The 26,888-nt window shown below is 69.0% G+C and carries 18 protein-coding genes; 6 read left to right on the top strand and 12 right to left on the bottom strand.

Annotation, left to right across the window (positions count from 1 at the left end; translation table 11 throughout):
* Positions 1-14 precede the first annotated feature (14 nt).
* The 3 genes from pepN (NBG84_RS27440) to NBG84_RS27430 all read right to left on the bottom strand — a co-directional run bounded on the left by pepN (NBG84_RS27440) (position 15) and on the right by NBG84_RS27430 (position 7,501).
* On the bottom strand, positions 15-2,588 hold the full coding sequence (gene pepN / locus NBG84_RS27440) for an aminopeptidase N (protein ID WP_250922302.1): 2,574 nt from the start codon (positions 2,586-2,588) through the stop codon (positions 15-17).
* A 285-nt stretch (positions 2,589-2,873) separates the two neighbouring features.
* Entirely contained in the window at positions 2,874-3,902 is a 1,029-nt protein-coding gene (locus tag NBG84_RS27435) for an aspartate-semialdehyde dehydrogenase (RefSeq protein ID WP_250922301.1), read from the bottom strand.
* A gap of 266 nt (positions 3,903-4,168) precedes the next feature.
* On the bottom strand, positions 4,169-7,501 hold the full coding sequence (locus tag NBG84_RS27430; protein ID WP_250922300.1) for a S8 family serine peptidase: 3,333 nt from the start codon (positions 7,499-7,501) through the stop codon (positions 4,169-4,171).
* Positions 7,502-7,817: 316 nt separating this feature from the next.
* Between NBG84_RS27430 and NBG84_RS27425 the strand changes: the two genes are divergently transcribed.
* A complete protein-coding gene (locus NBG84_RS27425; RefSeq protein WP_250922299.1) occupies positions 7,818-9,005 on the top strand; it encodes a serine hydrolase domain-containing protein in 1,188 nt (395 codons plus the stop codon).
* A gap of 25 nt (positions 9,006-9,030) precedes the next feature.
* Here NBG84_RS27425 and NBG84_RS27420 read toward each other — a convergent pair whose 3' ends face one another.
* A complete protein-coding gene (locus tag NBG84_RS27420; RefSeq protein WP_250922298.1) occupies positions 9,031-10,035 on the bottom strand; it encodes a hypothetical protein in 1,005 nt (334 codons plus the stop codon).
* 300 nt (positions 10,036-10,335) lie between these two features.
* Positions 10,336-12,921: an aminopeptidase N gene (gene pepN, locus NBG84_RS27415; RefSeq protein ID WP_250922297.1), complete on the bottom strand. Its 2,586-nt coding sequence runs from the start codon at positions 12,919-12,921 to the stop codon at positions 10,336-10,338.
* Positions 12,922-13,091: 170 nt separating this feature from the next.
* Here pepN (NBG84_RS27415) and NBG84_RS27410 point away from each other — a divergent pair, with 170 nt between their 5' ends.
* Positions 13,092-13,727, top strand: a complete 636-nt coding sequence (locus NBG84_RS27410; protein WP_250922296.1) for a mycothiol-dependent nitroreductase Rv2466c family protein — start codon at positions 13,092-13,094, stop codon at positions 13,725-13,727.
* Positions 13,728-13,942: 215 nt separating this feature from the next.
* Here NBG84_RS27410 and NBG84_RS27405 read toward each other — a convergent pair whose 3' ends face one another.
* The 6 genes from NBG84_RS27405 to NBG84_RS27380 form a co-directional block, all read right to left on the bottom strand.
* On the bottom strand, positions 13,943-14,578 hold the full coding sequence (locus NBG84_RS27405; RefSeq protein ID WP_250922295.1) for a superoxide dismutase: 636 nt from the start codon (positions 14,576-14,578) through the stop codon (positions 13,943-13,945).
* Positions 14,579-14,666: 88 nt separating this feature from the next.
* Positions 14,667-15,773 (bottom strand): glycerophosphodiester phosphodiesterase family protein, encoded by a 1,107-nt coding sequence (locus NBG84_RS27400; protein WP_425608703.1) that lies wholly within the window; start codon positions 15,771-15,773, stop codon positions 14,667-14,669.
* Positions 15,774-15,787: 14 nt separating this feature from the next.
* Entirely contained in the window at positions 15,788-17,200 is a 1,413-nt protein-coding gene (locus NBG84_RS27395; protein WP_250922294.1) for an FGGY family carbohydrate kinase, read from the bottom strand.
* A 331-nt stretch (positions 17,201-17,531) separates the two neighbouring features.
* Positions 17,532-18,659, bottom strand: coding sequence for a MerR family transcriptional regulator (locus NBG84_RS27390; RefSeq protein WP_250922631.1), 1,128 nt, complete (start codon positions 18,657-18,659; stop codon positions 17,532-17,534).
* Positions 18,660-19,071: 412 nt separating this feature from the next.
* Entirely contained in the window at positions 19,072-20,085 is a 1,014-nt protein-coding gene (locus tag NBG84_RS27385; protein ID WP_250922293.1) for a 2-hydroxyacid dehydrogenase, read from the bottom strand.
* A 56-nt stretch (positions 20,086-20,141) separates the two neighbouring features.
* Complete coding sequence (locus NBG84_RS27380) at positions 20,142-20,924, bottom strand: DeoR/GlpR family DNA-binding transcription regulator (protein ID WP_250922292.1); 783 nt, start codon at positions 20,922-20,924, stop codon at positions 20,142-20,144.
* 149 nt (positions 20,925-21,073) lie between these two features.
* On the opposite strand from NBG84_RS27380, the gene NBG84_RS27375 reads away from it, so the two are divergent.
* From NBG84_RS27375 to NBG84_RS27365, 3 genes are all read left to right on the top strand, one after another.
* The gene (locus NBG84_RS27375; RefSeq protein WP_250922291.1) at positions 21,074-22,429 is read left to right on the top strand and encodes an FGGY-family carbohydrate kinase; all 1,356 of its coding nucleotides are present in this window, start codon (positions 21,074-21,076) and stop codon (positions 22,427-22,429) included.
* A gap of 328 nt (positions 22,430-22,757) precedes the next feature.
* Positions 22,758-23,366, top strand: a complete 609-nt coding sequence (locus NBG84_RS27370) for a histidine phosphatase family protein (protein ID WP_250922290.1) — start codon at positions 22,758-22,760, stop codon at positions 23,364-23,366.
* 478 nt (positions 23,367-23,844) lie between these two features.
* Positions 23,845-24,144, top strand: a complete 300-nt coding sequence (locus NBG84_RS27365) for a hypothetical protein (RefSeq protein ID WP_250922289.1) — start codon at positions 23,845-23,847, stop codon at positions 24,142-24,144.
* Between the two features lie 296 nt (positions 24,145-24,440).
* On the opposite strand, the gene NBG84_RS27360 is transcribed toward NBG84_RS27365, so the two are convergent.
* Positions 24,441-25,868 (bottom strand): amino acid permease, encoded by a 1,428-nt coding sequence (locus NBG84_RS27360; RefSeq protein ID WP_250922288.1) that lies wholly within the window; start codon positions 25,866-25,868, stop codon positions 24,441-24,443.
* A gap of 392 nt (positions 25,869-26,260) precedes the next feature.
* On the opposite strand from NBG84_RS27360, the gene NBG84_RS27355 reads away from it, so the two are divergent.
* On the top strand, positions 26,261-26,845 hold the full coding sequence (locus tag NBG84_RS27355) for a biotin transporter BioY (protein WP_250922287.1): 585 nt from the start codon (positions 26,261-26,263) through the stop codon (positions 26,843-26,845).
* Positions 26,846-26,888 lie beyond the last annotated feature (43 nt).

Here is a 26,888-nt window from a genome sequence, read left to right as displayed (position 1 = left end):
GGGTTTGGGAAGGGTCAGGAAGCCGCCGCCGCGTCCGCCGCCTGCGCCTTCAACGCCCGCTCAACGCCCGCGCGCGACTCCGAGACCAGCCGGCGCAGTGCCGCGTTCGGCTCCGCCGCCTTGAGCCAGGCGTCGGTGGCGTCCAGTGTGGCCGCCGAGACCTGGAGCGAGGGGTAGAGCCCCACCGCGATCTGCTGGGCCATCTCATGGCTACGGGACTCCCACACGCCCTTGACCGCCGCGAAGAACGCCTCGCCGTAAGGGGCGAGCAGCTCACGCTGATCGGTCTGGACAAAGCCGTGGATCACCGACTCCTGCATCGAGTTGGGCAGGGTGTCGCCCTCCACGACCGACGCCCACGCCTCGGCCTTGGCCGCCTCCGTGGGCCGAGCGGCCCGGGCGGTCGCCGCGTGGCGCTCACCGGCCGCCGTCTTGTCCCGCTCGTACTCGGCGGCGATGTCGTCCTCGTCCAGCACCCCGGTCGCCGCGAGGCGCTCCACGAACACCCAGCGCAGCTCGGTGTCCACCGCGAGCCCCTCGATGCTCTGGGAGCCCTCCAGCAGCGCCCGGAGCAGGTCCAGCTGCTGCGGGGTACGAGCGGTCGCAGCGAAGGCGCGTGCCCACGCCAACTGGTGGTCGCTGCCGGCCGCTGCCGACCGCAGATGCGCCAGGGTGGCGTCGGTCCACTGGGTCAGCCCCGCCTCGCGCCACTCGGGCGCCGCGTACAGGTCGATCGCCAGCTTCACCTGGCGGTGCAGCGACTGCACCACACCGATGTCGGACTCCTTGCCGATGCCCGACAGCACCAGCGACAGATAGTCCCGGGTCGCCAGTTCCCCGTCGCGGGTCATGTCCCACGCCGAGGCCCAGCACAGCGCCCGCGGCAGCGAGGCCGTGAAGTCCCCCAGATGCTCGGTGACGACGCTCAAGGACCGCTCGTCCAGCCGGACCTTGGCGTACGAGAGGTCATCGTCGTTGAGCAGCACCACCGCGGGCCGCGCGGTGTGCGGCGGGAACGGGACCGCGGTCAGCTCGCCGTCGACGTCCAGCTCGATCCGCTCGGTGCGGACCAGCTTGCCGTTCCCGTCGAGGTCATAGCAGCCGATCGCGATCCGGTGCGGGCGCAGCGTCGGCTGACCCTTGGCACCCGCGGGCAGGGCGGGTGCCTCCTGGCGCACCGCGAAGGACGTCACATGCCCCGCGCCGTCCACCTCGATCTCCGGGCGCAGGATGTTGATGCCGGCCGTCTGGAGCCACTTCTGCGACCAGGTGGTCAGATCGCGCCCCGAGGTCTTCTCCAGCGCGCCGAGCAGATCGGCCAGCCGGGTGTTGCCGAAGGCGTGCGCCTTGAAGTACGCCTGCACCCCGCGGAAGAACTCGTCCTCGCCGACGTACGCCACCAGCTGCTTGAGCACGGAGGCGCCCTTGGCGTAGGTGATGCCGTCGAAGTTCACCAGGACATCGTCGAGATCCCGGATCTCCGCCATGATCGGGTGGGTCGACGGCAACTGGTCCTGCCGGTACGCCCAGGTCTTCATGGAGTTGGCGAAGGTGGTCCAGGAGTGCGGCCAGCGCGAGCCGGGCGCCGCGGACTGGCAGGCGATGGAGGTGTAGGTGGCGAAGGACTCGTTCAGCCAGAGGTCGTTCCACCACTCCATGGTGACCAGATCGCCGAACCACATATGAGCCAGCTCATGCAGGATCGTCTCCGCCCGCACCTCGTACGCCGCGTCCGTCACCTTGGAGCGGAAGACATACTGGTCACGGATGGTGACCGCGCCCGCGTTCTCCATGGCGCCCGCGTTGAACTCCGGCACAAAGAGCTGGTCGTACTTGGCGAAGGGGTAGGCGTAGTCGAACTTCTCCTGGAACCACTCGAAGCCCTGCCGGGTGACCTCGAAGATCGCGTCCGCGTCCAGGTACTCGGCCAGTGACGGCCGGCAGTAGATGCCCAGCGGCACCGACTGGCCGTCCTTCTCGTACGAGCTGTGCACCGCGTGGTACGGGCCGACGATCAGGGCCGTGATGTAGGTGGAGATCCGGGGGGTCGGCTCAAAGCGCCAGACCGTGTCGACCGGCTCCGGGGTCGGCGAGTTGGAGATGACCGTCCAGCCCTCGGGAGCCTTCACCGTGAACTGGAACGTCGCCTTGAGGTCCGGCTGCTCGAAACTGGCGAACACCCGGCGCGCGTCCGGCACCTCGAACTGGGTGTAGAGGTAGGCCTGCTGGTCGACCGGGTCGACAAAGCGATGCAGTCCCTCGCCGGTGTTGGTGTACGAGCAGTCCGCGACGACCCGGAGTTCGTTCGGTCCCTGGTGCAAATGGTTGAGCGCGATCCGCGAATCACGGAAGACGGCTGCCACATCGAGCGATTTGCCGTTCAGAACGACCTCGTGCACCGCGGGGGCGATCAGGTCGATAAAGCTCTCCGCGTTCGCCTCGGCGGAGTCAAAGCGCACGGTGGTCACTGACCGATAGGTGCCCCCCTCCTGCGCTCCACTCAGATCGAGCTCGATCTCATACGCGTGGGTGTTGAGCAGACGCGCCCGCTGCTGCGCCTCTTCGCGGGTCAGATTCGTGCCAGGCACGCTGGTGTCTCCTTGCATTTCTGAAGTTTTTCGTGACGTTTGCCGTCATCCTTCCATGCGGGACCTCGCTGGAGGCCTGGGTTTCCCGCCGTGGGACGCCAGGCGCCGGAACCGGCCGAATGCTCGCCACCGATGGGTTCGACCACCGCGTCGAGAGGGTGGCTACCCACCCGGCGCCCCGGCATTCCGGGGCAGCTCAAACGCTTGTCGACACGGCGATCATGGAGCATGGCCAAGGGCCCCGCCCGGCGTACCGGACAGGGCCCTGGGGGTCTTGGGTCGCTGCTAGCCGCGCAGCTCCTCGGCGACCAGCTCCGCGATCTGCACCGCGTTCAGCGCCGCACCCTTGCGGAGGTTGTCGTTGGACAGGAAGAGCGCGATGCCGTGCTCCACGGTCTCGTCCACCCGGATGCGCCCCACGTACGAAGCGTCCTTGCCGGCCGCCTGGAGCGGGGTCGGGATCTCGGAGAGCTCCACACCCGGGGCGTCCTTCAGCAGCTCCTGGACGCGCTCGACGCTCAGCGGACGCTCGAAGCGGGCGTTCACCTGGAGCGAGTGCCCCGAGAACACCGGTACGCGCACACAGGTGCCGGACACCTTGAGCTCGGGGAGCTCCAGGATCTTGCGGGACTCATTGCGCAGCTTCTGCTCTTCGTCGGTCTCGAAGGAGCCGTCGTCGACCAGGTTGCCCGCCAGCGGGAGCACATTGAAGGCGATGGGGCGCTGGTAGACGCCCGGCTCGGGGAAGTCCACGGCCTCACCGTCGTGGGTCAGCTCGGTCGCCCGCTCGATGACCTGCTTCACCTGGCCGTCGAGCTCGGCGACACCGGCGAGCCCGGAGCCGGACACGGCCTGGTAGGTGGTGGCGACCAGTGCGGTCAGCCCGGCCTCGACGGCCAGCGGCTTCAGTACGGGCATCGCGGCCATGGTGGTGCAGTTCGGGTTGGCGATGATCCCCTTGGGGCGGTCCTTGACCGCGTGCGGGTTCACCTCGGAGACGATCAGCGGCACCTCGGGGTCCAGCCGCCAGGCGGAGGAGTTGTCGATCACGACCGCGCCCTGGGCCGCGACCTTCTCGGCCAGCGCCCGGGAGGTGGCGCCGCCCGCCGAGAAGAGGGCGATGTCCAGCCCGGAGTAGTCAGCGGTGGAGGCGTCCTCCACGGTGATCTCCCGGCCTTCCCACTCGATGGTGGAGCCGGCCGACCGGGCCGATGCGAACAGCCGCAGCTCATCGACGGGGAACTTCCGCTCGGCGAGGATCCTGCGCATGACTGTGCCGACCTGACCGGTGGCTCCGACGATACCGACCCTCACGGACGTCTCCTTTTGCCTGTTCAGAGTGGTTTGCTGGCCGCTGGGGCCGGGTCCATGATGCGTATGTCCACGGCCCTGTTGTCCAGTCCATTGTCCAAGGGACGGAATCTGTGACGTAGGACATGCGCAAACGCACCAGAACGCCGCCCGCCGGGGGAGCCCCGCCGCGCGCGGGAACGCGCCGGGAGCCCACTGCGCGGGAACGGCCGAGGGGCGGGTCGCCCGGTCTCCCGGACGCCCGCCCCTCGGATCACCTCACCTCGGGGTTACGGAGTGACCTTCGTGATCACCACGCTCCCCGCGCCCGCGGCCGAGCCTCGGGTGTTCACCAGGCGCGCCTCGCCGAAGAACTGACGTCCCTCGGGAGCCGCACCGGCCACCACGACCTCGGCGCTGACCGGGGCGGAGGCGCCGGTGGCCAGCTTGACCGTCGCCGCCGCGTCCACCTTCAGCTGACCGAGCGAAGCGGCGAAGAACACATCCCGGTAGTCGTAGGAGATACCGGCCGCGTCGGGGACCGCGTAGCCGTCCACCACGATCTCGTACTCACCCGGCGGGGGCTTGATCAGACTGACCGCCTCCTCCGAGTCACCGTCGGCCGCCTGCCCGACCTGCACCTTGTTGCGGTACACGGTCAGATCCAGGTCGGTCGCGGTGTTGGAGACCTTGCCGATGGCGACATCGAGTCGCTCCACACCCTCACCGAGGGTGACGAACGTCGACTGCTTCTCGCCCTGCTTGATCGTCGGCCGGTTGGTCTTCGCCGAGCCGAGCGAACCGCCCACCAGCTTGCCTTCCAGAGCGGCGAGGTCATTGGTGACCTTCCACTCGACGGGGGTCGGGGTGCCGGTCTTCGCCTCGGGGAGCGTCTGCACCGCCGGGTCGAAGCTGGCGCCGAGCAGCGTGACATCCAGCTGGTACGGGTTGTCCAGCAGCGGGGACGTACGCCGTGACTCGACCTCGATCTCCCAGACGCCCGGCTGCGGGTCGGGGTACGAGCGCAGGTCGGGACGGCAGGTGTTGGCCGGGTTGTTGTAGTTCGGGTAGCAGAAGATCGTGGAGCTGTTCTCCATCTGCACCCCGTACGGGTGGATGGAGATAAACCGGGTCTGGCTACCAGCGGCCAGCCCGCCGAGCGCGACCTCAAGCGACTTCGCGCCCTGCGGCACGGTGACGAAGTACGACTTGTGGCTGTTGCGCTGCACCGTGTCGGTGGCCGACACGGTGTACGAGGGCTTCGCCAGCGGTGTGGAGACCACCACGGTCGACAGGATCTGCTTGTCGACGCCCTCGGTACGCGGGTCGTCCGCCTCCAGGATGGCGCTGTGGACTCCGCCGGCCTTCGGGCGGGCCTGGACGGTCACGGTGACCGGCTGGTTCAGCGGCAGCCGCACCCGGTCGCCGTTGAGGAGCCGGAACACACCGCCGTCGTTGTACTTCCACTCCAGGTCGTGCCAGAGCGCGCCCGCGGGGCCGGTGGTGCGGGTGACGGTGATGTCGTACGTCTTGGACTCACCGGCCTTGAGGCCGCCCTCGCGGTCATAGAGACCGGTGCCGAAGCCCGGCGTCTTCAGCGCGAAGTCGATCGCGGTGTCGACCGGGGCCTTGACGCTGTACTCATGGGCCGTCGCGCCGTCCTGGATCGACTCCCAGGCGCCCACGACATTGACCATGCCGGCGCCCTGCTCATGCGCCTTCACACCGGAGATCTTCTTCGCGGTGCTGGTGAGCGCGGTGCGCAGCTTCGCCGGGGTCAGTTCGATGCCCCGCTGCTCGGCGGCCGAAAGGAGCAGTGAGGCCGCGCCCGCGGCCTGCGGCGATGACATCGAGGTGCCCTGCATCATCGAGTAGCCGGGCGGCAGCGCGTACCCGGCCTCGGCGACCGGGCCGCCGGCCTGCCAGGTCTGGGTGGTGTTGATCGCGGCGCCGGGGGCGGTGATGGTGGGGGTGAACCCGCCGTCCTCACGCGGTCCACGCGAGGAGAACGGAATCAGTGCGCTCTTCTTCGTCACGATCGAGCCGTAGTTGGCGGCCCAGGTCTCCTTGGTGATGGAGGCCGCGACGGAGATCGCCTTGTGGGCGACGCCGGGGTCGCCGACGGTGTTGACACCGGGGCCGTCGTTGCCGGCCGAGATCACCAGCTGGACGCCGTAGAGGTCGATCAGCCGGTTGTACATCTCGGCACGGGCGTTGCTGCCGTCATTGAGCGCGGGCAGCCCGCCGATGGAGATGTTGACGATGTCCACACCGCGTTCGATGACCAGGTCGGCCAGGCCCTCGGTGAGTGCGATGTTGGTGCAGCCACCGGTCCAGGTGCAGGCACGCGAGGAGACCAGCTTGGCTCCGGGAGCGGCACCGTTCATCTTGCCGCCGAAGAGGCCGTTGGCGGCGGTGATGCCGGCGACGTGGGTGCCGTGCGAGCCCTCGATCACACCGATGTTGACGTAGTCGGCGATCGCCCCGGTCGTCGGGTGTACGACGTCCTCGCGGACCTCGATGACGAAGGGGATGCGCTCGACGACCGGGGTCGCCGGGTTGTCCGTGCCGAAGTAGCCGACCTGGAAGCCGTTGCGGTACGGCTTCATCACGGTGTCGTTGCTGAAGTCGGCGTCGTTGTCGAGGTCGACGCGGACGGTCCGGGTGGTCGGGTCGTACAGCAGCGCCCACTGGTCGGTGGTGTCGCCGTCGCGGTTCAGATCACCGTTCATATCGCCACCGATGGTGGCGTTCTCGGAGAAGACGCTGAACTTGTACTCGCCGGCCGGGGCGTTGTAGGTGCGCCCGTTGACCGCGAAGACCGGTCCCTTCACCCCGAGCTGCATCTGCCGCCAGGTGTTGTCACGGTCCAGGACCGGGTCGGTCGCCGTGACCCAGTCGACGATCTTGCGCTCGCCGGTGCTGGTCTTCTGGAGCGCCGGGTGACCGAGGTCGATCCCCGAGTCCATGATGCCGATGGTCACACCGCGACCGTCGTACTTGCCGTTCTTCTTGACGAAGTCGACCGCGCCCGTCTCGAAGGACGGGTTGTACGGGTTCTTCGCCGGGGTGTCCTTGTCCGGTGCCGCGGCGGCCGCGGCCTGCTTGGCCGCCTTGCCCGCTGCCTTGACCCGGTCGGCGCCCGGGGTCGGGTCATCCAGCTTGATCTCGTACTTCAGGTCGATGCCCACCACGCTGGAGAGCTTGGCCGCCGAGGCGAGTGCCGCCTCGGCCTTGCCGGTGGGGATCGTGGCGCGGACATAGCCGAGCTTGTCGTAGGTCCTGCCGACCGTGGCGCCCGGTACCGCGTCGAGTTGGCCGCTGACCTGCTCGGTGGCGCCCGGGGTGGTGGCGACCATGACGGTGACGGTCTTGGCGCCTTCGGCCTCGGCCTTGTCGAGCAGATCGGCGTCGGCCGCACCGAGTTTGTCGGATGCTTTGGTGGCCTTGACGCCGGTGGTGCTGCCCGGGTCGTCGGCGGGGGCGGTGGCGAACACCGGTGCGGCTCCTGCCGCTACCAGCGCAGCCACCATCGAGGCCGCGGCCGCGACGCGGGCCACGCGTCTGTGCCCAGTTACGGAGCGCCCGGATATGGGGCTCTGGGATTCGGGGGTCATCAGCATCCCTGTTGGTGAAAGAGACGTTTCCCTGCTGCAAACAGCTTGACGATTGGTCAGTCCGGATTTCGGTGCCGGGTGACCGCTCAGCCTTACGTACGCCATGGCGGTTTGGGGAGGGCTCAAGGACGCCTAAATGCAACGATGGCGCCAACCCGCCACAGTGGAGGATGCGCCACTGGGAACAAACAGGGAGTTACCGGCCGGTAGGGTCGTGTGCGTATGGAATGGCTGATAGCAGCTCAACTCCCCACGCCCGAGCAACCCTCGGCCCCGCTGTCTGAGTCCCCACGGCTGATCGCAGTCGACGACAGGAGCTGCCATGCCAACACAGACGATCCGGACCACACTGATCGCGGCGGTGGCGGTCGCCGCCGCCGGAGCCCTGATCGCCCCCGCCGCCGCATCGCCCAGCCTCTCGACCACGACCACGACCACGACCGCAGCTCGGCCGGCTAGTCATGGCCATGACCGCACTCAACAGGCCATCGAAGCGCTCGTTCGCGAGGGAGTGCCCGGTGTCGTCGCCCAGACACGCGATCGCCAGGGCGCCTGGAGCGGCACCGCAGGCGTCGGCGACCTCCGCACCGGCAAGAGCCGCTCGGCCCAGGACCGCTATCGAGTCGGCTCCATCACCAAGACCTTCGTCGCCACCGTACTGCTCCAGTTGGAAGCCGAGGGCAGACTCGATCTGGATGACTCCGTACACCGCTGGCTCCCGGGAGTGGTCAGCGGCAACGGCCACGACGGTCGCCGTATCACCGTGCGGCAACTGCTCAACCACACCAGCGGCGTCTACAACTACACCGATGACCCCGGCTTCGTACGGAGGGTCTTCGGCGACGGCTTCTTCCAGCACCGCTACGACACCTGGCAGCCCCGCCGACTCGTCGACATCGCGCTGCGGCACAAGCCGTACTTCGCCCCCGGTGCGGACTGGCACTACTCCAACACCAACTACGTCCTCGCGGGTCTGGTGATCGAGAAGGCCACCGGCCGCCCCTACGGCTCCGAGATCGAACGCCGCATCCTGCGCCCGCTGAAGCTGCGCGCCACCTCCGTGCCGGGCACCGACCACCGGGTGCCCCAGCCGGCGAGCCGCGGGTACTCCAAACTCAGCGAAGACCCCACCGCGACGAAGATCCACGATGTGACCGAACTCAACCCGTCGGCCGCCTATGCGGCCGGTGAGATGATCTCCGACTCCGGCGACCTCCAGCGCTTCTACCGCGCCCTGCTCAAGGGGGCGCTGCTGCCGCCCAAGCAGCAGAAGGCCCTCACCGACACGGTGCCGATCGACCCCAACCAGTCGGGGGTCGGCTACGGACTGGGCCTGATGAGTCAGAAGCTCTCCTGCGGCAAGGAGGTCTGGGGCCATGGCGGCGGCATCCACGGCTCCAACAGCAGGGCGGCCGTCACCCGGGACGGCGACCACTCGCTGGCCATGAACTTCAACGGCGACTGGATGGGTGACCGGGACGCCGTGCTGGAGGCCGAGTACTGCCGCTGACCCCTCGCGCACCCAGCCGGGGCACTCAGCGGGGCAGCACCACCACATAGGCGGCGGGGGCGCGGTCTCCCGCCGCCGTGAGCGCGGTCCGCACCACCATCGCCTGCTGTTCCAGGGAGTCCCGCAGTTTCGCCGGCGTGAGATGGACGACCGTGATGCCCAACCGCTCCAGATGCTCCCGCTTGCGGACGTGCTCCGACCAGGCGGCGTCCTCGCCGTGCCGCGGGGAGCGGGTGTTCAGCTCCACCGCGACGGCCTGGTCGGGCCAGTAGACGTCCACCTTGCCGAGGTGGGGGCCGCCCGGCAGCCGCAGATCGACGTTCCAGACCGGGTCGGGCAGTTGGTACATGCCCACCATGTCGTACAGCCGCTCCTCGGCGATGGACCGGCCCTCGGCGAGGAGCGAGTCGACGACGTCCACCACCTGGGGGAGGTTCAGTAGCCGGGCCCGGCTCAGTTCCCCGACGATCGCGGCCGGGTCGCAGTGCCGGTCGCGTACCGCCTCGGTGAGCAGTCGACGGACGAGGTCCGCGTCGGTGAGCTCCGCGACGGCGTCCGCGAGGGCACGGGCCACCGGGGCGACGGGTAGCCCGGTGATCTCCCCGGCGGCGGGCAGGGAGTGCGTTCGGACGATCCGGGCGCAGCCGATGGAGCGCAGCCGGCGGGTGCGCGGCACCAGTACGTCGATCCGTTCGATCCCGGTCAACGGCGGTGCGCTGGCGAACTGGTAGAGCGCCAGCGCGGCCAATCCGGTGATCATGGCATTTCCGTACGGGGGTGCCGTGCCGTGCTCGAACTGTGCGGGGAGCACCGGGCGTCCGGCGTAGAGCAGGGCCCCGTGGAGCCGCTCCTCGCTCGTGGGGGTGCCCGGGTGCAGCAGGTACACCCCCGGCAGCAGCGCCTGCCACGGTCCACCGGGGCGGCATCGCGCGGCCGCCTGCGCGGGGGAGACCCCGTGGTCACGCAGTTGAGGAGTGGACAGGAGGCGGGGGCGGATGTCGGTCAACTGGTGCAGCGGCAGGGGGTTCATGCTGCGGGGATGCCCATCTGGACAGGGTGAGCTAACACGCCGTTACCAATTCGTCGACAATTGGGGACAAGTTAGGCCTAAAGTACGGCTGTTCGACTGCCGATTACCGCCCCTTTCTGGTCCCGGTCAACTGGCTCCCAAGGCACCCCAGCGTGTCAGGACTCTCGCCCAGCCTTCCCGGTCCGCTTGCCCCGCCGTTCGGTGGAACGCCCCGATGGGCGGACACCGATGGGCGGACACGCCTCGGGGGCGCCCCACGCCTCTCCGCGCGGAAACGCCCCCGGTGGACGGTGGCCAGGACTAGGCCGAGGCGTCCCGAGCCTGGGCCCTGGCTGCACGGGAGAGATCGTCCCGGGCTTCGAGCACCAGCCGGCGCAGTGCCGGTGGCGCTGACTCATGAGCCGAGAGCCAGGCGTCGGTCGTGGCCAGTGTCGTCCGCGCGTCCTGGAGCGAGGGGAACAACCCGCGCACCACATCCATCCCGATCTGAATGGACCGCTCGTCCCACACCCGCTCGATCATCTCGAAGTACCGGGCCGCGTAGGGCGCGAGCAGCTCCCGCTGTCCCGCCTGGGCGAAGCCCGAGATGGTGGCCCCCACCAGAGCGTTGGAGAGGGTGTCCGACTCCACCACCCGTGCCCAGGCGACCCGCTTGACCTCCGCCGACGGTCGGGCGGCCAGCGCGCGCACCTCATGCCGCTTGCCGGACGCGGTGTCATCGCGTACCAACTCCGCCGCGATCATCGCCTCATCGGCCACGCCCTGCGCCGCCAGCGGCTCCAGGAACGCCCAGCGCAGCTCCTGGTCCACCTCCAGGCCGTCGATCTTCGCCGTACCGGCGAGCAGGCCGCTCAGAAGCTGACGGTCGGCTGCCGACGCGGCCACGGCCGCGAAGAACCGCGCCCAGGTCAACTGGTGCTGACTGCCAGGCTCCGCCAACCGCAGCTCCCTGAGGGCACCCTGGGCGAGCAGTCGGCCGCCTTCCGCCCGCCAGGCGGGTGCCGCGTAGTGCACCAGCGCGGTGTGGGTCCAGGTGTGCAGCATCTGCAGCACCCCGATGTCGCTCTCGCGCCCGGCGAACCGCAGCACCAGATCCACGAAGTCCCGGGCGGGCATCAGAGCGTCCCGGGTCAGGCTCCACAGGGACGACCAGCACAGCGCACGGGCCATCGGGTCGGCGATGTCACCGAGGTGGGCGCGCAGGGTCTCCAGCGAGCCCTCATCAAAACGGATCTTGCAGTACGTCAGATCGTCGTCGTTCACGAGGATCAGATCGGGCCGCTCGCCGCCCACCAGTTCCGTGACGACGGTCCGGGGCCCGCTCACATCCACCTCGGCCCGCGCATAGCGCACCAAACCCGACTCCGGCCCCTCGTGCCGGTAGAGCCCTACCGCCACCCGGTGCGGTCGCAGGATCTCGCCGTCCTGCACGATCGCCAGTTCGGTGATCCGGTCGGCCGCGTCATAAGTGGCCATGGGCGTCAGCGAGTTGACGCCCGTGGTCTCCAGCCAGAGCCGCGACCAGGCCACCATGTCCCGTCCTGAGGTCTCCTCCAGGACGGACAGCAGATCGCCGAGCCGGGTGTTGCCGTAGGCATGGCGCTTGAAGTAGCGCCGCGCGCCTTCCAGGAACGCCTCTTCCCCCGCGTACGCCACCAACTGCTTCAGTACGGAGGCGCCCTTGGCGTAGGTGATGCCGTCGAAGTTCAGTTTGGCGTCCTCCAGGTCCCGGATGTCGGCGGTGACCGGGTGGGTGGACGGCAACTGGTCGGCGCGGTAGGCCCAGGCCTTGCGGTTGTTGGCGAAGGTGACCCAGCCGTTGGTGAAGCGCGTCGCGCCGACCGACGCGTAGGCGCCCATGAAGTCGGCGAAGGACTCCTTGAGCCAGAGGTCGTCCCACCAGACCATGGTGACCAGATCGCCGAACCACATGTGGGCCATCTCATGGAGGATGGTGTTGGCCCGGCGCTCGTAGGATGCCTGGGTCACCTTGCCTCGGAAGATGTACTCCTCCCGGAAGGTGACACACCCCGGGTTCTCCATCGCGCCGATGTTGTACTCGGGCACGAAGGCCTGGTCGTACTTGCCGAACGGGTACGGATAGTCGAACCGGTCGTGGAAGAAGTCGAGGCCCTGCTTGGTGACGAGGAAGATGTCATCCGCGTCGAAGTGCCGGGCGAGCCCCTTGCGGCACATCGCCCCGAGCGGGATCTCCAGCACGCTCCCGTCATCGAGGGTGCGGGTGTAGAGATCGGTCTCGTAGTGGTACGGACCGGCGACGACCGCGGTGATGTAGGTGGAGATCGGCTGGGTCTCGCCGAACCGCCACACCCCGTCCTTCTCGCTGTCCCGCGGATTCTCCGCGGGGCTGTTGCTCCAGACGGTCCAGCCCTCGGGCGCGGTCACCTCGAAGCGGTACGGCGCCTTGAGGTCGGGCTGCTCGAAGTTGGCGAAGACCCGCCGGGCGTCCGCCGGCTCGTACTGGGTGTAGAGGTAGACCTCGCCGTCCTCCGGATCGACGAACCGGTGCATCCCCTCGCCCGTACGGCTGTAGGCGCACTGCGCGTCCACGACCAGTACGTTCTGTGCCGCCAGCGAGTCCAGCGCGATCCTGGAGCCGTCGAAGACGGCGGCCGCGTCCAGCGCGGTCCCATTGAGCGTGACCGAGGTGACGGCCGGGGCGATGAGGTCGACGAAGGTCGATGCCCCCGGCCGGGTACTGCGGAAGCGGATGGTGGTCACCGAACGGAAGGTGTCCGGGTTCGCCGTGCCCTCCCCAGGTCCCTCGACCGCGGAACGCAGGTCAAGGGCCACCTCGTACCCGTCGACGGACAGCAGCTCCGCCCGCTGACGGGCTTCGTCGCGGGACAGATTCTCACCGGGCACGGGCTCTCCTTCTTGACTCGTTCGAACAGGACCGATCCTGTCATGCGCACCTGGCAGCCGGTATCCCGGGAATCGGTCGGCGAGCGGCGGCGTTGTCGCGTTCAGGCGCGCGGCGCGTCGCGATGGTGGATATCGATGAGCCGCTCTGTGGATTTGCGATGAGGAGAGACATGTCCGAGAACGGCAAGACTCCGGTTGATTTCTGGTTCGACCCGCTGTGCCCCTGGGCCTGGATGACCTCCCGCTGGATGCTGGAGGTGGAGAAGGTCCGCGATGTCGAGGTCAGCTGGCATGTGATGAGCCTCGCCGTGCTGAACGAGGACAAGTTGGACGAGATCCCCGAGAAGTACCGGGAAGGCCTGAAGGCGGCCTGGGGTCCGGTCCGGGTCGCCATCGCCGCCCGGGAGCAGCATGGCGCCGAGGTGCTGGGCAAGCTGTACACCGCGCTCGGCACGCGTTTCCACAACCGTGGCGAGGGCCCGACCCGGGAAGCGGTCGTCGGCGCGCTGGAGGACGCGGGCCTGCCGGTCAGCCTGGCCGACTACGCCGACCAGGACACTTATGACGCCGAGCTGCGCGCCTCCCACAAGGAGGGCATCGACAAGGTCGGTCAGGAGGTCGGCACCCCGGTGATCGCGGTGCCGGGACCGGACGGCGAGCAGATCGCCTTCTTCGGTCCGGTCGTCACCCCCGCCCCCAAGGGCGAGGAGGCGGCCAGGCTCTGGGACGGGACGCTGCTGGTGGCGTCGATCCCCGGTTTCTATGAGATCAAGCGCACCCGTACGGCCGAGCCCTCCTTCGACTAGACCGACCGGCCGGATAAGAACTGCCCGGGTAGACCGACTGGCCGGATAGGAAGCTGCCCGGGCACGCGGGGGCCGGGGGACAAGCGGAAGTGCCCCACGAGTCATGTCCTCGTGGGGCACTTCCTCTATTCCGCCTGCGAGTGAAGGTTGAGAAGACGATCACGAGCAGGACGACCGTCCGGGCCTTCATCGGGGGCCCGGCTGGGTGGTGCTTGTCAGGGAGTGATCAGCGGAGTGCGGTCCTTGGCCTCGGCGTAGCGCTTTGCCACGTCCTGCCAGTTCACGACCTCCCACATGGCGTCGATGAAGTCCACCTTCTGGTTCTTGTACTGAAGGTAGAAGGCGTGCTCCCAGGCGTCGAAGACCAGGATCGGTACCGAGCCCTGACCGACATTGCCCTGGTGGTCATAGATCTGCTCGACGATCAGACGACGGCTGACCGGCTCGTAGGCGAGCACTCCCCAGCCCGAGCCCTGGGTCGTCGCCGACGCCTTGGTCAGCTGGGACTTGAACTTCTCGAATGACCCGAAGGACTCGGCGATGGCGTCCGCGAGTTCGCCGACACCGTCCTTGTCCAGCGGCTCGCCGCCACCGTCACCGGTCATGTTGTGCCAGTAGATGCTGTGGAGGATGTGCCCGGAGAGATGGAACGCGAGGCTCTTCTCCAGGCCGTTGATCGCTCCCCAGGCCTCTTTGTCACGAGCTTCCGCGAGCTGCTCAAGGGTGTCGTTGGCGCCCTTGACGTAGGCGGCGTGGTGCTTGTCGTGGTGCAGCTCGACGATCTGCGGATTGATGACCGGTTCGAGCTCGGTGTAGTCGTACGGCAGATCAGGAAGTGTGTAGATGGCCATTGCTCCGGTCCCTCCGACTGCTTATTGCGCATCTTATGCAAGTGCACGTTAGCAGCAGGATTAGGGGGCCGCAGATCAGGCATTGGTCCTAGGTCGCTGGTGCCGTACGGTCCCTCGCGAGCACCGCCAGATCGGGAAAATCGGTGACGACGGCGTCTACGCCGAGGCCGTAGTACAGGGCGTACTCACCGAACGCGTCCCCGAACTCCCAGTCCTCGCCCTCCCGACGGAGCCCACCGGTCAGAAACCCGTTCTCCGCGCGGAGGGTGTAGACGCCGACTCTCAGACCGGCGGCGTGAGCGTCGGCGAGCAGCGGGGAGGGCGCCAGTACCGACGACTTGTCAGGTCCGATCCACTGCGCGTAGCGGGCGATCTCCCGCAGCCCTTCGGGGGTCGCCATACGGCCATAGGTGGTGTCGTGCCCGAACGGCCCACCGTTCAGGCCGAGCGCCTGCCACAGGGGCAGCCCAAGGCCGGCCGCCGCGATCCGCCGCAGACTCGACGGCTCGAAGGACTGGATGACGCAGTCCCGCGGGCCGAGCCGGTTGCGCCGTACGGTCCGCACCAACTCCGGCTCCAGCGGCAGCCCGATCGAACGGAAGTAGCCGGGATGCTTGAGTTCGGGGAAGAGCGCGATGGGGCGCCGATGGCGCCGGGAGAGTGACCGGGTCAGATCGATGACCTCCTGGAAGGTGAGGATCGGCGCCCGGCCGTCGAAGACCGTGTTGCGGTTGCGCAGCTCCGGCAGCCGTTCCACGGCCCGCAGGGTCTTCAGTTCGGCGAGGGTGAAGTCCTCGGTGAACCAGCCCCGCACCCGCCGTCCGTCGATCACCTTGCTGGTCCTGCGGGATCTGAACTCCCGGCGCCCCGGTACATCCGTGGTCCGGGAGATCTCGTTCTCGTGCCGCACCACCAGAACGCGGTCCTTGGTGGAGACGAGGTCGGGCTCCAGCCAGTCAGCGCCGACCGCCGCGGCCAGGGCGTAGGACTCGGCGGTGTGCTCAGGTCGCCAGCCAGGCGCGCCACGGTGGCCGATGACCAGGGGCCGCCGCGCCGGCTTGCCCGCGTCGGCCGGGGCCCTCGACGCCGCGCTGGTCCCGGGCGCCCTGGTCCCCGCCGCCCTGGTCCCCGGCATGCCGGCCGCCGTCGCACCGGCCGCGAGCAGCACCGAACGCCGCCCGGGCGACCTCGCCAACTCGAACCCCGGCCTCAGTTGGCTCGGGCCAGCGCCCGAGCCACGGCCAACCGATCCAGATGCTCCTCGTACGCCTTCGCGTAGAACGCCGCCCGTGCCGGGTCCGGCTCCACCACCTCCACCGGGGCCGTCCACACCCCGGCGTCCAACTCCGTACCCGAGCGAGCGGCGGCGGCGAGCACCGCACCCCGCGCACCGACCTCGCCCTCCGCGATCCGCACGGGCCTGGCCAGCACATCCGCGAACAACTGGGCCCAGGCCGAGGAGCGGGTGCCGCCACCGCAGAGCGCCAGCGAACCCGTCAGCCCCGCCGCCTGCAGGCAGTGCCGGGCGGCGAAGCCGATGCCCTCGCAGACCGCCCGTACCAGGTCCCCCCGGGACGACTCCAGGGACACCCCGGTGAACTCCGCCCGCAGCCGCGGCTCCACGAAGGGGGCCCGCTCCCCGGAGGGCGCGAAGTAGGGCAGCACCCGTACGCCATGGGCTCCGGGGGGAGTCGCCTCCAGCAGCGCGTCCACCTCGGTATGGGACACACCGGCGATCCCCAGCATCCAGTCGAGTGCCGCGGTCCCCACCATGGCGGGCATCGCCCGCAGCCACTGACCGGGGCGATCGGTCGAGATATGCAGGCCGGCGGGGTCCCCGTCGAGATCCAACTCCCGGGTGACGACCAGCGCGGCCAGGCAGGTGCCCACGATCAGCAGCCCATCACCGGGGGCCGTGACACCCGCGCCCAAGGCGCAGGCGGCCAGATCATAGGGGCCGCTGGCAATCGGCGCGCCGGACGCCAACTCGCCGACCGCGATCGGATCGCTGACGGTGGGCAGCAGGCCCCTGCGGTGGGTGAGCCCGAGCGCGGCCACCACCTCGTCGCAGTAGCGGCGGGTACGGGGGTCGAGGAAGGGCATCGACGCGTCGGAGACATCGGTCGCGCGTACGCCCGTCAGCCGCTGGAAGACCATGTCCTTGCAAGCGACCGCGGATGCCGCCGCGTCCAGGGACGCCGGTTCATGGCGGTCCAGCCAGGCGAGCACCGGGCCGGGGCAGCCGGGGAACATGGCACTCCCGGTGCGCCGGAACACCGAGGTGATGACCCCCGCGGCGCTCCACTCCTCCACCAGGGCGTGGGCGCGCCCGTCCATCCAGGAGATCGCGGGCCGTACCGCCCGCCCGGACTCATCGACCAGCCACACCCCGTCGCCCTGCCCGGTGAGGCCGACCAGCGCGGGCCGCCCGACCCGCTGGGTGAGCGCGCTCACCACGTCCTGGACGCCTCCGTACACCTCGTCCATGTCCTGCTCGACGCGCCCGTCCTGGATGTCGAGGCGCACCGGGCGGCACTCGGTGTGGAGGGGTTGCCCCGACTGGTCAAAGGCAACGGCCTTGACCATGGATGTACCGGCGTCGATCCCGATGAATGCCACCATCGCGCCCCTCCCGCGGAGTGAGTCCCTCGCCCGAGTCTTCCCCGCGCGCTTCCCCATCCCGGGGACCCGCGCCCGATGTGTCCCCTACCCGGCCCTACTCCGACTCCTCACTCCGACGCTTCACCCGGTCCTGCCACGGGGGAGGACCGGGCGGTCCCTGCTCGACCTGTACGGCGAGAGACACCAGGTCGAGTCGGCCGGCGAGGCCGACTGACGCCGCGCCGACGCCCGAGGGTTTCGGCGGGTCAGCTCCTCGCGGTGTTCCCGCACCCGTTCACGTCGGTGTTCCCGCATGTCGAGGGTCCAGGCCGGCGTTCTCGTGTACGAGGGCCTAGGCCACGATCAGGCGGAGGCCGAGCTCTGCCGCGTCGAGGGCGACGAGGTCGCGGTTGCGCTCGGCCCACCGGCCCGAGGAGAGGTCGTCGCCCAGTCTGCTCACGGCCCGCCGCTCGGCCCCTGGCCCGACTCTGGTCCATACCGATACCGCGCGGCGCACCTCTTCGTCCAAGTACGCCTCCGGCCGACGCCAGTACGCCTCGAAGAAGCCGTCCGCGCAGTCCCACGGGATGAGCACCGGCTCCGCACGGCCGCCGATCGCGCGGGTCAGGTCGGCCAGCGAAGGCCAGTCCACGAGCAGGTCGGCGAATTCGGGCAGGTAGTCGCGGGTGAGCCAGAACCGCTGGCGCCGATCGATGTCACTGGCGTCGTAGGTGAACACCACGACGCGGCGGGCCACGCGCCGCATCTCACGCAGCCCGGCGATCGGGTCCCGCCAGTGGTGAACGGTGCTGAAGGCCATCGCGGCGTCGAAGGACTGGTCCTCGAACGGGAGGCTCTCCGCGCTCGCGGCCACGCACGGCGCCGCGTCCGCGGGACGCTGTGCCCGCATGACCGCCGACGGTTCCACCGCCGTGACATCGCGGTCGGGAGGCTCATAGGAGCCGGTGCCGGCGCCGACGTTCAGCACCGTCCGGGCGTCCCCGAGCGCATCCCAGACCCTCTCGGCGATCCGCGGCTCGGTGCGCCGCGTCGCCGGGTAGGCGGACCCGATCGCTTCGTACAACTGTGCTCCGAACAATTGCAGTTGCTCCTCAGGTGTTGTCCTGATCCCCATCGCCCGTGCCTCCAGTTCCCTGTCCAGGGCCGTCACCATGGCAGCGGCGCGGTCGCGCTGGTCCAGCAGCAGGCCGCGCAGCCGACGCAGGTGTGCCACCGCGTCGGTGGCGGGGTCGTCCACCAGATCCGCGATCTCGCGCAATCCGAAGCCCAGCCGCCGATAGGCGAGCACCTTCCGCAGCCGCTCCAGATCACCCGACGAGTAGGCCCGGTAACCGGCCGCGGTCCGCGCGGACGGCTCCACGAGTGCGATCTCGTCGTAGTGGTGCAGTGTGCGGACGCTCACTCCGGCCAACTCGGCCACCCGCCCCACGGTCAGATGCTCTTCCACACCACCGACCATGCGGCCTGACGCCACGTGAGGGTCAAGCGCTGTGCTCCCGGTAGCGCGTGCGGCCGACCATGACCACGATCGGGTCCCGCGTCCGCCAGGGTGCTCAACCCCGCACGCACGCCCTGAAACTGGTCCACCTGGCCCGGACGGCGGCAGACCCTCGTCCACCATCAACGCGGGCCGCACCCGACGGGAGAACACTCCTGATCGAACATCAGCGCACCGCACTCGCCACGCCACCTCTGCACAGGCCGAACACCGACGTCGTCCCGCTGGAGCGCCAGTGCCCGGGCTCCCTCAGGGGCGCGGGGCCGGGGCCGAAAGCCCCCCAACAGACTCTCGGCCCCGGCCCCGACCGTGGCCCCCGCCCACCCCGTCGCCGGGTGTGGGGGAAGGCAGGTACCGAGGGTGGGCGATCCGGCTACGGCAGGGCGTTCGCCAGCGGCTCGCCCCTGGCGTACCGCACGACCTCGGCCGCGGCGATCCGCGCGGCCTTGCGCGCCACCGACTGGCTCGCCCCACCCACATGCGGAGTCAGCACCACATTCGGCAGCGACAGCAGCCGAGCGCCCGGCCGCAGGGGCTCCTCCTCGAAGGTGTCCAGCGCCGCCGCCCCCAACTGCCCGCTGTCCAGGGCGTCGCAGAGCGCCTCCGTATCGACGAGACCGCCCCGGGCCGCGTTGATCAGCACCGCTCCCCGGGGCAGCAACGACAACTCCCGCGCCCCGATCAGCCCCTGGGTCTGCGGAGTCAGCCTGGCGTGCAGCGTCAGCACCCGTGAGCGCGACAGCAACGCCTCCAGCGACGACGTACGCATTCCCCGTACATCGCCGCGCACATAGGGGTCGTAGACCTCCACCTCAGCCCCGAACGCGCCCAGTACCCGCGCCACCCGGCTGCCCACCGCCCCGTATCCGACCAGGCCGACCGGGGTGTCCTCCAACTCCATCCCACTGCGCTCGTAGGTGTAGTAGGAGCCGTCCCAGCCGCCCGCCCCGGTCAGCGACGCGTGTGCTTCGGGGATGCGCCTGAGCGCCGACAGCATCAACCCGATCGTGAACTCCGCCGTCGCGGCCGCATTGCGCCCCGGCGCGTAGCAGACCCGCACCCCCTGCTCCCGCGCCGCGTCCGCGTTGACATTCACCGGCCCACCGCGGCAGACCGCGATGAGTTTGAGTTCGGGCGCCGCTTTGAGGACGCGTTCGGTGAAGGGGGCCATTTGAGTGACGCATACCTCCACGCCGTCCAACGCCCTGATCAGCGCATCCTCCGCGTCACTGGCCTCATTGACTTCGCCGACCTGCCCAAATGGCTCAATCGGCCAGGGCAGGGTGAGTTCGGTCAGCTCCAGCGAGGAATCGGCGAGGTCATGGCGCAATGCCTCGGCGATCAGGGAATTGCGGACGAAATGGTCGCCGGCAGCCAGGACTTTCATTCAATTCCTCCGCGTGATCGTTCGCGAGATCATTTACGGTCTACGAGCCAATTCGGTCAGGTGTCGCCCACGGTGCAGACCTGATAGGGGATCTTGTGCTCGTCGAGTTCGCGCCTCGCGTCGGCCGGAGCACCGTCGTCGATGAGGACCAGGTCGAAACGGGAGAGCGGGGCGAACCGGTGGAGCGCGGTCCGGCCCAGCTTGCTGTGGTCGAGCAGGAGTATGTTCCTGGCCGCCGAATCGAGCATGGCGCGCTTCACGGACACGATGTGCTGCTCCTGGTGGTACGCGAACCCTGCGGACGCCGCCGACGTCGAGGTGAAGGAGATGTCGGCCCGCAGCGACTGCACGGCCTCCACACATGCGACCCCGAGGAAGGAGGAGTGCAGCGGATCGTAGTCGCCACCGAGCGCGATCAGATGGATGCCGCGCTCGGTGGAGAGCAGCGTGAGCGCTTCGAGGAAGTTGGTCACCACGGTCAGGGGGGTGACCCTCCCGAGCAGACGTGCGAGCTCCAAAACCGTGGAGGAGTCATCGAGCATCACCGCCATGCCCGGCTCGATGAGATCTAACGCGCGCGCTGCGACGCCCGCTTTCTCGTGGCGCATGGACTTCATTCGGTACGCCACATTTGACTCGAACACACCGGACGGCTGTGCGGTGACACCGCCTCGGAACTTTCTGACAACCCCCTGCCGTTCCAACTCGTCCAGATCGCGGTGCACGGTCATCAAGCTGACCCCGAACCGCTCGGCGAGTTCCGCGGCCGCAGCCTCGCCCCGCGCCAACACATGGTCGGCTATCGCCTCCCTGCGTGACGCGGGGTGCTGCCGTCCCATCCGACCTCCCACGCCCGATGGCTTGAATCGCAACAGAGCTTGAGTCAGCTAAAGAGGGCCGTCAATGCTTCGCGCAGCGGTTTTTCGCGGTGCAAGATGAGAACTTCTCATAAAGCAACGTGAAAAGGGTTATGGCTTAAGGGGCTGTTATGTGGATGGGCATCGATCTCGGCACGCAAAGCGTCCGCGCGGTGGTCGCGGACGATGAAGGCGTCGTCCACGGCAGCGGCTGCGCACCCCTCGCCGGCGTCCGCGAGGGCAACCGCCACGAGCAGTCCCCCGACGCCTGGTGGACCGCGGTCAGCGCCGCCACCCGCGCCGCGCTGCACGGTGGCCACCGCCCCCGCGCACTGGCGGTCTGCTCCACATCGGGCACGGTCCTGCTCACCGATCCAGCGGGCCGGAGCCTCACCCCGGCCCTGATGTACGACGACGGCCGCGCCCCGGGCCGCGGCCCCGGCCGGGCCCTTTGGCTGCTGGCCGGGTACGGCCCCGGACGCATCACCCACCAGGCGGATCTGATCGTCTCCCGGCTCGCCGGACGGCCGCTGGCGACGGACTCCAGCCATGCCCTGAAGACGGGTTACGACCCCGAGCGCGAGGTCTTCGACACCCCCGGGGTGCCGGTCGAAGCGCTGCCCGACGTGGTGAGCCCCGGCACCCTGCTGGGCGAGGTCGGCCCGGCGGCAGCGGCGGAGACCGGTATCCCGGCCGGTACGGCGATCGTGGCCGGGATGACCGACGGCTGCGCCGCCCAGATCGCCTCCGGGGCGCTCACGGTGGGCTCCTGGAACTCGGTCCTCGGCACCACCCTGGTCCTGAAGGGAGTGACCGCGACCCCCCTGCGGGACCCGTCCGGGGTGGTCTACAGCCACCGCTCGCCGGACGGCAGTTGGCTTCCCGGCGGTGCCTCCAGCGTCGGCGCCGGGGCGCTGCGCGTGGCCTTCCCCGGCGCCGACCCGGCAGCGTTCGACGCCCTGGCCGCCGACCACGAGCCGGCGCACACGGTGGCGTACCCCCTGGTCGGACGCGGGGAGCGCTTCCCGTTCCTGGCCCCCGACGCCGTGCCCTTCCTCCTCGGTACCCCGACCTCCGACGCGGATCACTGGGCGGCCCTGCTGCAGGGGATCGCCCTGATGGAACGGCTCTGCCTCGACTATCTGGACCTGCTGGGAGCCCCGGTGGACGGCTCCTTGACCTTCACGGGCGGCGCGGTTCGCAGCGGGTACTGGACCCGACTGCGCGCCGAGGTGCTGGGACGGGCCGTGCGGGTCCCGGAGTACGGCGAACCAGCGCTCGGCATGGCGGTGCTCGCCGCCTACGGCGCCGGTTCGGCCCCCACGCTCGCGGCGGCGGCGCACCGGATGGTCCGGCCGGGGGAAGTGTTCACACCGAGTGGGAGAGATCGCTTCCTTGAGCCGTATCGGGTGCTGGTGGGGGAGTTGGAGCGGCGCGGTTGGCTACCGGGCCCGGTGGCTGCGCACGCCAGGGCCCGCGCGAACTGAGTCCATGAGGACCTGGGTGCCTGTGGCCGAGGGCCCGCGCGAACGGGGTGAACCCGTGTGACCTGCGCCGGCTGGCCCGAGCTGCCCCCACCGCCGACCGCATCCGACGGATGCCCACGCGCGGATCCGAGGGGAGCCGTACGGGCTGAGTGCGCGTCCGGAGCGGACACCAGTCGGCGGATATCGATCAGCGGACGTCGACACGACACCTGAGCGAGGGCAGGACGGTTCGCCGGGGCGCACTTGGGCACAGCAGATGATCAGAGGGTATGAACCTGAACGTACCGATGTGAGCCGGTACGAAGTGAGTGGACGAGGAGGACCTGGCATGAGCGCGACCCTGTTGCTGGCCCGGCACGGCCAGACCGTGTGGCACGCCGAGAACCGCTATGCGGGGGTGAGTGAGGTGGCTCTCACCTCCGAGGGCCAGGACCAGGCGCGCCGACTCGGCCGATGGGCCGCCCGTACCCCGCTCGACGCGATCTGGACCTCGACGGTCTCCCGTGCGATCGCGACGGCCGAACCGGCGGCCACGGCGCTCAATCTCGTCCCGAAGCGTGAACGCGACCTGCGGGAGTGCGACTTCGGGGTGGTGGAGGGACGCACCCTCGCCGAGTTCGCCGCCGAGAACCCCGAAGAGGCGGCAGCCTTCACCAGGGATCCGGTGGCCCACCCCTTCCCGGGTGCGGAAGACCCCCGGGCAGCCGCCGCTCGGGGAGTCGCCGCCCTGCGTCGGATCGCACGGGAGCACGACGGAGAGCGGGTGCTGGTGGTGGCCCACAACACTCTTCTGCGGCTGGTGCTCTGTGAGTTGCTCTCGATTCCGCTCGGGAACTATCGCCGAACCTTCCCCGTACTCCGCAATACGGCAGTGAGCGAACTGCGTATGAAAGAGGGTGAATGCGCGCTGCTCTCACTCAATGTGCCCTGTGCATGAGATTTGCGGGTGTAGGCGCTTCAGTGGGTATCGGGGCTAGTCATATGACTGCCAAGGGCATCGATTTCGCCGATGATACCGGCAGATGAAGTCGATATCGGGCTCGTCATTGTTATCACGCGGTGATTTTCCGTCACATACATGAACTCTGTTACGTTGCTGGCCGTCGCGGAGGGGGGAGCTTTCGCGGCCTGTCTTCCATCTCGCGTGGGGTCGCCGCAACGGCGTGACCGTGGAGTACACCCATAGATCCGTAAGCGCGATCATCGTGAACGCGGATACGGGGATACGGGGAAGCGTTCCTCAGAACGCCGACATCTGTCGGCCTTCGGTGGAAGTAGCCGCGCTGACCTGGAGTTTCATCTCTCCCTGGATATCGTTGGATATCCGAGGAGAACCCGCGCGAGCCTGGCGACAGCTGACTCCGGTGGTCGAGGCCAGAGTGTCCCGCCATCGGCATGGGCGAAGGGCAGCGGGAATGGCGGAGGAGAATGAGCGCACCACGGTTATGGAAGGCCCTTGGGTGGTGCCTCTGATTGCCGTGTCACTGGCTCAGACAGTTCGGCTCGGTGGTGGGCCTTCGCCGCACACACTGCTGGCCGCCTGGGGACTGTCCGGTATCGCCACCGTTCTCTTGGTGACGGCATGGATTCCGATCTACCGAAACGCCCGCGCGGGTGTGCGCAGCCCCAGTGTTCCCCGGTGGGGCCCGTCCACCGGAGCCATGGCGCATGCCCTGCTCGGATGTCAACTGCTGGCCCTCGGCTTTGACCTCTAGTCACCCGGGCGGATCGCGCGAAGGGGGAAAGCCGATGCCGCACCGATTCACCGACGAGGGGCGCAGGGGGAACCCTGGGCTCCAGGACTCCTCGTACGGTGGTCGATCGGGCGCTGGGCGGGTGCGGCCGCCCGGTCTTGGGGGCGTTGTGTGACGGTGGACGCGGTCACACGGCCAAGGCCCCGAGCGCTGCGCTGGATGGCGCGTGCCGGGCCCCGGGAGTTTCGGCGTCGGTGGTCAAGGCCCCGAGCGCTGAGCAGGGTGAACAGCGGTCGCGGGCGCGCTGGAAGTGGCCGTCACTCGGCTGGGGCCTCGGCTGCGGCGGCCTTTCGGGCGCCAGCCATCTGCCGGGCACAGCCGATCGCCGCGAGCGCGAGGGTCAACCCGCCCGATGAGAGCAACTGGGTCCGGGTGTCCGCCTCCCTGGCCATCAGGACGAACACCGCGGCCATCCCGGCGAGCGCCACCCAGGTCAGACCCGGGTACCACCACATCCTCACCACCAGCCGGGCCGGGTCCTCGCGCTCGGTCCTGCGCCGCAGGATCAGTTGGGAGATCGCGATGAAGATCCAGACGATCAGAATGATCGCGCCGACCATGTTGAGCAGCCACATAAAGACGTCATCCGGGCGCCAGTAGCTGAGCAGCACACATCCGAAACCGACGATGGACGAGAACAGCACCGCGGGCCGCGGCACTCCGCCCGAGGTCTTCCCGAGCGCCTGGGGACCCTGCCCGCGTGCGATCAGCGAGCGGGCCATCCGGGAGGCCCCGTAGATATTGGCGTTCATCGCGGACAGCAGGGCGATCAGCACGACGACGTTCATGATCTGGCCCGCGGCCGGAATCCCCAGATGATCCAGGGTCGCCACATACGGCCCCTTCTGTTCCACCTGGGGGTCGTCCCATGGCACCAGGGTGACGATCACCGCCATGGAGCCGATGTAGAAGATCGCGATCCGCCACATCGCGGTACGCACGGCCTTGGCGACCCCGCGTACCGGGTCCTCGGATTCGGCAGCCGCGATGGTCACCGTCTCCAGACCGCCGTAGGCGAAGAGGGAGGCGAGCAACCCGACCACCAGACCGTCCACGCCCATGGGCATAAAGCCGCTGTCGCCACTGAGGTTCGCGGTGCCCGGGGCATCCGTGCCCGGCAGCAGTCCCGTGATGGCGAGAACGCCGATCCCCAGGAAGATCACGATCGCGGCCACCTTCAAGGCGGCGAACCAGAACTCGAACTCCCCGAAGTTCTTCACGGCGGCAAGGTTCGTGCCACAGAAGACCAGCATGAACAGGGCGGCCCAGGCCCACTCCGGGGTGCCGGGCAGCCAGCCCGTCATGATCTTGGCCGCGCCGATCGCCTCAAGACCCACGGCCACACAGAGCAGAAACCAGAACGCCCAGCCCGCGGTGAATCCCGCCCAGGGGCCTATCGCCCGCTCGGCGTGCACCGAGAACGAGCCGGATGCCGGATTGGCTGCGGACATCTCGCCGAGCATCCGCATCACCAGCATCACGAGCAGCCCGGAGAGGGCATACGCGATCACGATGGAGGGGCCGGCCTTGGCGATGCCCGCACCCGATCCGACGAAGAGTCCGGCCCCGATGACACCGCCGAGGGCGATCATCGAGAGATGGCGTTGCTTGAGTCCGTGCGACAGCGTCACATCGTCCGGGCGACGGTCGACGGGCGCTGGTGGGGGCGCGGAGGTCCGAGACATGGAAGTGCCCTGTTCCTTGGCAGAGGGTGAGCGGAGCAATTTTGAGCACGGCGCCCGCTCACGGGGAACACACGTCCGCTATACGGTCACTGGATTGACACAAGGTATCCATGCGAGTGCCCTGCGAGGGCCTCCGTATGCGTCCCGGGGTTTTAGTGGAACCCAACAGGCGCCGTGAAATGCTCCGCTGGAGCGAAGAGGGCCCCACCTCAGTGACGAGAGTCACGCCCCCATGCGTGTGTAGTCGCCAATTTGTTGACTCCCCATGAAGCAGCCGTATCGGGCTTGTCGATGGCTGATGGTGAACGATCGTTCGCTCCTGGGCTACGGTCGCTGTGCTTCAAAGATTCCTTGCTTCTCCCTACACCTTCCCTCGCTTCCGCGGAGTCCCGATGAGCACTGCCACAGCCACCTCCCGTCCCGGCGCGGTCCTCGCGGACCTGCTGCCCGCCTCCCGTACCCGGGACATCGCGCTCGTCATCGGGGGTGCGGCCCTCACGGGAATCGCGGCCCAGATCGCGCTCCCGATCCCCGGCTCCCCGGTCCCGGTCTCCGGCCAGACCTTCGCCGCGCTCCTCGTCGGCACCGCCCTGGGCGCCCGCCGAGGCCTTCTCTCGCTGATGCTCTACGCACTGGCCGGCATGGCCGGGATGCCCTGGTTCGCCGAAGGCGAGTCCGGCTGGGGGATGCCGTCCTTCGGCTACATCCTCGGCATGCTGCTCGCGGCCACGGTCGTCGGCGCCCTCGCCCGCCGTGGCGCGGACCGGTCCGCACTGCGGATGGCCGGCACCATGGCCCTCGGCTCGGTGATCATCTACGCGGTCGGTGTGCCCTATCTGGCGCTCTCCACCGGTATGACCCTCTCCCAGGCGATCGCCGCGGGCCTCACCCCGTTCCTGATCGGCGACGCGCTGAAGGCGGCCCTGGCGATGGGTGCGCTGCCCACGGCCTGGAAGCTGCTCGGCCGCCGCGGCTGAGCAAGCACTGACCACGGCTCCCACCGGGGCCACCGAGGCGCGT

Origin of the sequence: Streptomyces albipurpureus (assembly GCF_023701525.1) — a bacterium.
Taxonomy (GTDB): Bacteria; Actinomycetota; Actinomycetes; order Streptomycetales; family Streptomycetaceae; genus Streptomyces; species Streptomyces albipurpureus.
The sequence above is the reverse complement of the archived record's forward strand: the minus strand, read 5'-3'. Positions and strand labels throughout refer to the sequence as shown.